The following is a 4,442-nucleotide window of genomic DNA, read 5'->3' as shown; positions in this document are numbered from 1 at the left end:
ATAGACAAGTAACAACGCAGAGGTAACGCCCTATGTACACTACTCAACTCGACAACGGAACTCTTAACAACTATGCTGTTGAGCCCAAGATGACCTACGCTGAATATCCAGCAGTGTATGAACAACGTCGCTACATCGTTCAAGGTGCGATCGCTGCTCTGTTTGTTGCTGCTACAGTTTTAGTTTCTTTTGCTGTGAGCTAGTTTTTGGGAAGAATTTAGCTAAACAACAACTTTCTAATTGACATTGATTTCTCCTCTTATGCCTGGGTGTTCGCACCGAGGTTTTTTGTTTTTAAACGGTCAGTTCGACAAATTTCCTTTTTGATTAAATTTCCCAAGTTGAACAACGAAGTAATAAGCTTTTCCCTAAATCCCCAAATCCCTAAATCCTTATTCAGAACTAGTAAATTTTGTACTCATCGAACTCACTTTATTTTACTTCTCAAGACAATCGAGCCAGCTAAGACGATTAAAACAGCACCAAAGAAATAATTCATATCCAACAACTCGCTCCAAAACAACCAACCCAAAAACGTCCCAAATATAACGGATGTATAAGTAAAAATTCCCACACTCGCAGCAGGTGCATTTTGATAGCCGCGAGTCAATAAAAATTGACCAAGAGTTGTCGCCAATCCTAGGCCCATTAACAGCAAAAATTGCCTGACAGTAGGAGTTTTCCAAGTCCAAATCAAAGGAATTGCTGAGATAAATAGACCAAAAATACTAAAAAACGAGATGATTCGTAAAGTTGGTTCTGTTGCCGAAAGCTTTCGTACTGCCACAAACGCGATCGCCGCCAGGACACTACTTAATAACGCAACCAAGCTCGCCCAATTAGTATCCCCATCTGGCTTCAAAATCAGAAAAACTCCCAGAAAGCCCAAAACTCCAGCAAAAATTATCCGCTGAGAAATCTTTTCGTGGAGCCAGATTCCTGAGACAAAGGGAATAATCAGCGGAATAGTTGACTTGATCAACATCGTATTACCCAAGGAAAGATTGGCGATCGCATAGAAAAAGCAATACATTGCTCCGATGCCAAATCCCGAACGAACTAAATGAATAGGTAAGCAGTCTGTTTGTAAAGTTTTTGTGCCGCCTCTGAACAATAAAGGAGCTAAAATTAGTAGTCCAAAGAAATTACGAAAAAAAACAATAGATTCATTGGGGAATGATTCTGAGACCAATTTAACCAGAGCAGCACCCAGCGCGAAACTGAATTCTGAAGCAACGATAAAAAATGCGCCCCGCACAATACTTTGATTATTTCTCAATTACCTTCTTTGCTCCCATGTTGCCCAATTGCTCTAGTGAAAGACGGCATGCTTTAGGTCTTTTGACTTTCTACAGACGTTGCATGCAACGTCTCTACATACTCTTGACTACTACACAGCACTAGTACTTACCCTTTATTCCTTGGCGGAATTTCCATGCCTTGGTAAAACTTGCGTTCTAGTTTTCCTAATTGCCACCAAAGAATAATCGCGATTATGGCAATGCCACTAGTTGTTCCCATAGCGATCAGCCAAAGGCTGGCACTGCGTTGCGTGATCGCAGAAGCAGATGCGAAAACTACCGAGAGGATCGGACTTAAAGACAATGAGATCGCACCTACCAAACCAGAAGCTAGTTTTAGCTTTTGAATATTCTTTAGAGCTTGGCGACAACTAGCACAATTTTTGGTGTGGGAATGATATCTTTCAAGTAATTGCTCTTTTAATAAGGCGGGTGGTAATTTCTCATTAGGAAAGGGATCGGCATGATATAAATTCACCCATTGGCGCAACTCCGAAACGTATAAATCGGCCTTAGTTGCCAAATAAAAAGCCTTGCTATAGTTATCACTTCCTCCCTTCGCTTCGAGATATCTTTCTTGATGATGCAAGAAAATCTGATCATCTTCGAGAACAGTATGTTGATTGACATGGGAATACCAGCGAGGAGTTAACTTGATAAAGAAAGCAGGAATCGGCGAGGCAAATTTAAAGGGAAAACGAGCAAACAAACGGCATTGGCCCTTGCGAATTGGCGTAGCGTAAACCACCGTCAATGTTCTACCAAATTGCTTTGATGTTAGATCATGCCACATTAAAGAGGGTGCGATAAAACTAGTATATTGTGTGCCAAGTTCGCCTTTGCGAGGCCCTTCTTCCCATACGCCCTGAAAGCCATTTTTATCGGATTGGGTGACGGCCAAATCGACTGGCGCCGCGTTGCTCCTTTTGCTGACAGTCTTATGATGGGTATAGGGAACATGACTTACATCGAGTACATTTTCGAGCAAAGTCAAAGCATCGTAGGGAAGATCGCGAAACAGATCCAAACAAACCCATTCTTCGGGGGATTCTTCTATCGGCTCAACAATGGGCACGGGAACCTGATTTGCCATAGCAGCTTTGCCAGGATAAACAAACAGTAAGCCTTGAGCTGTTTGAGTCGGATAAGCAGTTGCACAAGCTCTCTTGGAAGTATTAGCCTGATTGGTGGCTGATTGTTGAGGAATATCTTCGCAGTTGCCTGAGCCAGAAAAAGACCAACCATGATAGGGACATTCCAGCAATCCCTGCTCATTGATTCTCCCTTCGCTCAAAGATGCTAGGCGATGGGGACATTGATCGACAAAAGCTCGCCAAGATTGACTCTTAGCATCCCACCAAAGAACTAAATCAATTTCTAGTAAGGTAAAAGTTGTGGGCTTAGTTTTATCCAAATCATCCAGATAAGCCACAGGATACCAAGCTTCTTTGACATCAAAGCTAGTGGCCTCAGTTCCTCCAGCAGGTATGGTATTACTTGCTAATGTTGTTTCCATAGATTTAGATATCCCAAAATTTTCCCTTTTGTAAATAATTGTGACATAAAGTTAAAAGTAATAACCATGCAGACAGATAGTTCAGTTGGGCAAAGAGAACAAGCAAAAGCAGATTTAATAAAGGCTTTAGCCGATCATGACGGAGATACCAAACAGGTTGCAGTGGTAGATGCGATCGCCAAACTCGCTGCCCTTAACCCAACATCTCGTCCTGTAGAGCATCAAGAATTACTCCAGGGAAATTGGTTACTAATTAATGCCCCAAATTTTCCCGACAGATTAGAAGATGAAGCAAACAGATATGTTTATACTCTGGGCAGATTAGCATTTAATAAGTTTGAGCCGGTTAATCTGCGAGTTGCGATCGAGCAAGTTAGCCAACCAGTCTTTGCTACAGGTCAGGAGAATGAATACACTCACGATATTATTGTCGAGTTCGAAATTATTGAGCCAGGTTTTCCTCAACTAAAAGGAATTGTGAAAAATCTTGCTGTTTGTACTCCTGTGGATGAGGATACCGTACAGGTAAAGTTCACTGGCGGGGAATTAATGCCGCTAGACAATCAAGATCCAGAACTAAGAAAACAATGGCAGGAAATATTTGGTGATAGTCAAAAAGTATCCCGGGTTTCACTGTTAGATCGCCTCAAATTTTGGTTTGTACAGACCATGTTTGGTATGGGTCAAGTATCTGCGATCGATTCAGTGACAGGAATCAAGCATTTTGAGATTAAGAAATCGCCCAAAGGATTACTCAAATTAATTTACTTAGACGATGAGTTGCGAATTACTAAGGGGAATCGAGAGACCGTGTTAGTGTGCCAGCGACAAGTTTATTGACCAGGACTTCGTCCTTCTGCCTTCGTGTGACGCTCCCAAACTCAAGCACCCAAGTCCACTGTCAGCAATTCCAAATTCAAAAATTAAGAAGTATTTGCAGAGGTGAAAGGTTCTGCATCGCCGAGCATAAAGTCGAGGAGATGGTGCCAACTTCGGAATAGTAGATACTTGGTCAAAGAGAGGATATTTTGAAAAAAGCCTTTACGAGTGCCTCTTTGACGACTTTTGCTTTTATTTCGTTTCTTTTTTGCTAAATCTGTCAGAAATTTTATTGATGATCCAAGTAGCAAAAGCCCCCAAAAACAGAATGCCGATTGCGGGGTTAAATAGCGGTTGCCATAGTTTGTACCAAATATCGAAGCCGAGGTTAATATTCAGCGACTCCCCAATAACTGCGATCGCAAACCAGGCAAAACCAAAGAAGACGAGAAAGACATCTGCTATAAGCAGACGATTTAACCAAGTGACAATTTGTTCTTTCATGAAAATTACAGAAAAGCGACGAATGTCTGAAGCAAATTAGAAGATGAAACTAGTTTACGCCAGAATTTAGATAATGGGCGAGAAGCCCCACGTCCATAATCAAGGAAGTTCTCCTGGCTCATCAATTATGGGCTACCGGGAAGCCCTCACCTTAGCAACGTGAGTTCGACGAAAATTTGAGAGAAAAGAAAGGCTGACATTGTATACTCATAATAAGCAGAATTAGAGAATCTCAGCTAATTTTATGATGACATCAAGATTAGATATCACAGCAATTTTTTGCGACGTAGATGATTTTTGTC

The 4,442-nt window shown here is 41.5% G+C and carries 5 protein-coding genes; 2 read left to right on the top strand and 3 right to left on the bottom strand.

From position 1 onward, the window contains the following. The first annotated feature begins 32 nt into the window (after nt 1-32). Nucleotides 33-203, top strand: a complete 171-nt coding sequence (gene psb34, locus XEN7305_RS28430; protein WP_006507291.1) for a photosystem II assembly protein Psb34 — start codon at nt 33-35, stop codon at nt 201-203. A gap of 224 nt (nt 204-427) precedes the next feature. Here psb34 and XEN7305_RS00305 read toward each other — a convergent pair whose 3' ends face one another. After that, nucleotides 428-1,279 (bottom strand): DMT family transporter, encoded by an 852-nt coding sequence (locus tag XEN7305_RS00305; protein WP_040896189.1) that lies wholly within the window; start codon nt 1,277-1,279, stop codon nt 428-430. A gap of 128 nt (nt 1,280-1,407) precedes the next feature. Further along, on the bottom strand, nt 1,408-2,817 hold the full coding sequence (locus XEN7305_RS00300; protein WP_006507289.1) for a Rieske 2Fe-2S domain-containing protein: 1,410 nt from the start codon (nt 2,815-2,817) through the stop codon (nt 1,408-1,410). Between the two features lie 66 nt (nt 2,818-2,883). On the opposite strand from XEN7305_RS00300, the gene XEN7305_RS00295 reads away from it, so the two are divergent. After that, nucleotides 2,884-3,657, top strand: a complete 774-nt coding sequence (locus XEN7305_RS00295) for a PAP/fibrillin family protein (protein ID WP_006507288.1) — start codon at nt 2,884-2,886, stop codon at nt 3,655-3,657. Between the two features lie 231 nt (nt 3,658-3,888). On the opposite strand, the gene XEN7305_RS00290 is transcribed toward XEN7305_RS00295, so the two are convergent. Further along, nucleotides 3,889-4,140, bottom strand: a complete 252-nt coding sequence (locus tag XEN7305_RS00290) for a hypothetical protein (protein ID WP_006507287.1) — start codon at nt 4,138-4,140, stop codon at nt 3,889-3,891. Nucleotides 4,141-4,442 lie beyond the last annotated feature (302 nt).

Origin of the sequence: Xenococcus sp. PCC 7305 (assembly GCF_000332055.1) — a bacterium.
Classification (GTDB): domain Bacteria; phylum Cyanobacteriota; class Cyanobacteriia; order Cyanobacteriales; family Xenococcaceae; genus Xenococcus.
Note: the sequence above shows the minus strand (reverse complement) of the source record. Positions and strands in the feature narration are given on the sequence as shown.